Source organism: Nocardioides sp. (assembly GCF_034670285.1).
Lineage (GTDB): Bacteria > Actinomycetota > Actinomycetes > Propionibacteriales > Nocardioidaceae > Nocardioides.
In genome coordinates this window covers 1-3,154 of record NZ_JAXMNS010000425.1, presented here as the reverse complement: position 1 = coordinate 3,154, position 3,154 = coordinate 1, and the positions used below count along the sequence as shown (strand labels likewise).

Genomic DNA, 3,154 nt, shown 5'->3' with positions numbered 1-3,154 from the left:
CTCCTGCTCCCCCTGCCCGCCACCTTGTCGGTCTCCTCCGAGCACGTCATGGTGCCGGCCAGCGCGGAGGGTTTCGTCAGCCACGACCTCGCCGGGTTCGGCGCCGCCGTCCAGGCCTTCCGGTCACAGCTGAAGGGAACGAGCTGATGCGGTACTCCGACCTCAAGGGTCGCAAGCTCGTCGACACCACCAGCGCCGACACCGTCGGCAAGGTCGACGGATTCCTGCTCGACCCGGCGACGCGCTCGGTGGTCGCGTTGGAGTTCAAGAAGACCGACCACGGCTCGGTGGTCGCGTGGTCCGACCTGACCGCCGTCGGGGCCGACGCGGTCACGATCGCTGAAGCGACCGTGCTCGGCGACCACGACGAGCGCCAGTCGGACCTTGCGACCAAGGACGGCGCGGTGCTCAAGAAGCGCGTGCTCTCCGACGCCGGCGAGGACCTCGGCTCGGTGCACGACATCGACCTCGACCCCGAGACCGGAGCGTTGGTCGAGCTGATCCTGGGCTCGAAGAAGGACCGTCGCTCGATCGCCGGCTCGCGGCTGCTCGGAGTCGGGTCGTACGCCGTGGTGGTCGCGGCGGAGTAGGCGCGTCGTGCCCCGTCCGGCTCAGCCGCGTCCGTGCGGGGTGAGCCAGAGCGCCGCATCGGGGCCCTGGGGCACGACCTGGGTGGGATTGATCCCGGTGTGCACCACGTAGTAGTGCTCCTTGATCTGGTCGAAGTCGATGGTCTCGCCGAAGCCAGGGGTCTGGAACAGGTCACGCGCGTAGCCCCACAGCACAGGCATCTCGGTGAGCTTGTTGCGGTTGCACTTGAAGTGCCCGTGATAGACCGCATCGAACCGGACCAGCGTCGTGAAGAGCCGGACGTCGGCCTCGGTGAGGGCGTCGCCCATCAGGTAGCGGCGGGTGGTGAGCCGCTCCTCGAGCCAGTCCATCGCGGCCCAGAGTCGGTCGTAGGCCTCCTCGTAGGCTTCTTGCGAGCTGGCGAACCCACAGCGGTAGACGCCGTTGTTGACCTCGGTGAAGATCCGCTGCATGACCTCCTCCATCTCGTCGCGGAGGTCGGCCGGCCAGAGGTCGGGAGCGCCGTCGCGGTGGTGCTCGCTCCACTCGAAGAACAGGTCGTGGGTGATCCACGGGAAGTCGTTGGTGACGAGGCGGCCGGTCGACTCCTCCACGACGGCAGGCACGGTGATGCCGCGCGGGTAGTCGGGGAAGCGCGCGAGGTAGGCCTCCTGGAGGCGCTCGATGCCGAGCACCGGGTCTCGGCCGTCAGGATCGAGGTCGAAGGACCAGGAGCGCTCGTCGTGCGTCGGCCCGGGCGTCCCGAGCGAGATGACGTCCTCGAGGCCGAGCAGGTTGCGCACGATGATGGCCCGGTTGGCCCACGGGCACGCCTGCGCGGCGATCAGGCGATAGCGGCCGGCCTCGACCGGCCACAGCTCGCCCTCGACGGGGCCGTGCTGGGGACGGCGCGCGGCACCACCCTCGACGCGGGTGATCCGGTCGGGCACGTAGTTCATGTCGCGGTCGAACGACGCACCCTTGCTCTTGTCGGACGACGAGGCAGCCCCGCTTGATGCGTTCATGCCGGAACCGTACCCAGGTGGATGATCTTTGAACCATCTGCCTGGGTGCGGCCGGCAACGCCTCAGCGCGGGAGCAGCGAGGCCACAAAGTCGAGCTTGTCCAGCACCGGTCCGGGGATGACGAACGGATAGATGTCGTCCTTGCCCATCGAGCGGTTCATCTGGTTGAGCGCGATCGAGAGCGGCACCCACACCCCGGTCACGACGTCGCGGAAGCTCGAGAACGCGTCGATGCCGCCGATCGTGACCAACCCGTACTCGCGCGCGGTCTCGATGGCGTCGCAGATGTGGAGGTAGTGGGCCCAGGTCTCGGCGAAGTCCTCGAAGGGGTGCATCGTGGCGTAGGTCGAGATGTAGGAGCGCTTCCAGTCGTCGGGCGGGCCCTCGTCGTAGTGCCGCGAGATCGACTCCTGGTAGTCAGCGCTCTCGTCGCCGAACAGCTCACGGCAGCGCGCCATCCGCTCGTCACCGCGCACGAGCTGCCACTCGGCGTAGTGACCGAACTCGTGCCGGAAGTGGCCCAGCATCGTCCGGTAGGGCTCGTCGAGCTTGGAGCGGATCTTCTCGCGGTAGGCGTCGTCGCTCTCGGCGAGGTCGATGGTGATGAGGCCGTTCTGGTGCCCGATGACGACGTTCTCCTCGACGCTGGAGAGCAGGTCGAAGGCGATCCCGCCGTCGGGGTCGACGTCCTTGCCGACCACCCCGAAGCCGAGGGCGTCGAGCTCGACGAGCAGATGGCGCTTGGCGGACTCGGCGGCCGGGTAGTTGACCAGACCCTCGAGGTCGTCGTCGTTGGGGCGCGTGCGGGTGAGGTCGCAGCTCGAGCACTGCCCGCCCTCGAGCGGTGCCAGCCAGGTGCAGCCCGACAGGTTGAGGTTGGCGCAGACGTGCCACACCAGGCCGGTGCTGTCGGTGTAGCTGCCCTTCGGGCTCACCGGCACGATCGTGCGCTCGGCGCGGGAGAACCCCAGGGCGGTCCCGCAGGAGACGCAGACGGAGTTCTCGAAGTGGAGGGAGTTGTCGCAGACGCGACAGCGGAAGGACCTCACTGGTCAGCTCCTGAGAACTCGGAGAACTCGGAGAAGTCGGTGAAGAGGTCGGTCGGGAAGTCGGACATGAAATCCTCCGGGTCGAAGTCAGTGGGGAAGTCGGACAGGAAGTCCGAGGGGAAGTCAGAGAGGAGGTCCTCAGGGTCGAAGCCTTCAGGGTCGAAGTCCGAGGGGAAGTCCGAGAGGAAGTCGCCCGGGTCGAAGTCCTCGGGCACGTCGGAGAACAGGTCCTCGGGCAGGTCCTCGAAGAGGTCGCCGAGGCTGAAGCCGTCGATGAGCCAGACGCCGTCCTGCTTGACCAGCTCGAGGTCGAGGGTGATCTCACCCGGGCCGGCACCGCCCGAGCCGTCACCCACCGTCACAGGCACGGTTGCGTCGTCACCGTCGACCCGCGCCTCGCCGACGTCGAAGGTCATGTCGTCGCCGAACTCCTCGGCGGGGTCGGCCGACTCGCAGTCGTCGACGTCGACGCCGAACGTGCGCTTGCCGTTGTCGCTCAGCAGGTCGAAC

At 67.9% G+C, this 3,154-nt stretch carries 4 protein-coding genes; 1 reads left to right on the top strand and 3 read right to left on the bottom strand.

Annotation, left to right across the window (positions count from 1 at the left end; genetic code table 11):
- Nucleotides 1-146 precede the first annotated feature (146 nt).
- Nucleotides 147-590 carry a PRC-barrel domain-containing protein gene (locus VOI19_RS17045; protein WP_323794147.1) on the top strand — a complete coding sequence of 148 codons (444 nt, stop codon included), beginning with the start codon at nucleotides 147-149 and terminating at the stop codon, nucleotides 588-590.
- Nucleotides 591-611: 21 nt separating this feature from the next.
- Here VOI19_RS17045 and VOI19_RS17040 read toward each other — a convergent pair whose 3' ends face one another.
- The 3 genes from VOI19_RS17040 to VOI19_RS17030 form a co-directional block, all read right to left on the bottom strand.
- Nucleotides 612-1,595 carry a glutathione S-transferase family protein gene (locus tag VOI19_RS17040; RefSeq protein ID WP_323794146.1) on the bottom strand — a complete coding sequence of 328 codons (984 nt, stop codon included), beginning with the start codon at nucleotides 1,593-1,595 and terminating at the stop codon, nucleotides 612-614.
- Nucleotides 1,596-1,657: 62 nt separating this feature from the next.
- Complete coding sequence (locus VOI19_RS17035) at nucleotides 1,658-2,644, bottom strand: zinc-binding metallopeptidase family protein (RefSeq protein ID WP_323794145.1); 987 nt, start codon at nucleotides 2,642-2,644, stop codon at nucleotides 1,658-1,660.
- Nucleotides 2,641-3,154 (bottom strand): hypothetical protein (locus tag VOI19_RS17030; RefSeq protein WP_323794144.1); only part of this gene is annotated, 514 nt, incomplete at its 5' end. The genes VOI19_RS17035 and VOI19_RS17030, both read right to left, overlap by 4 nt.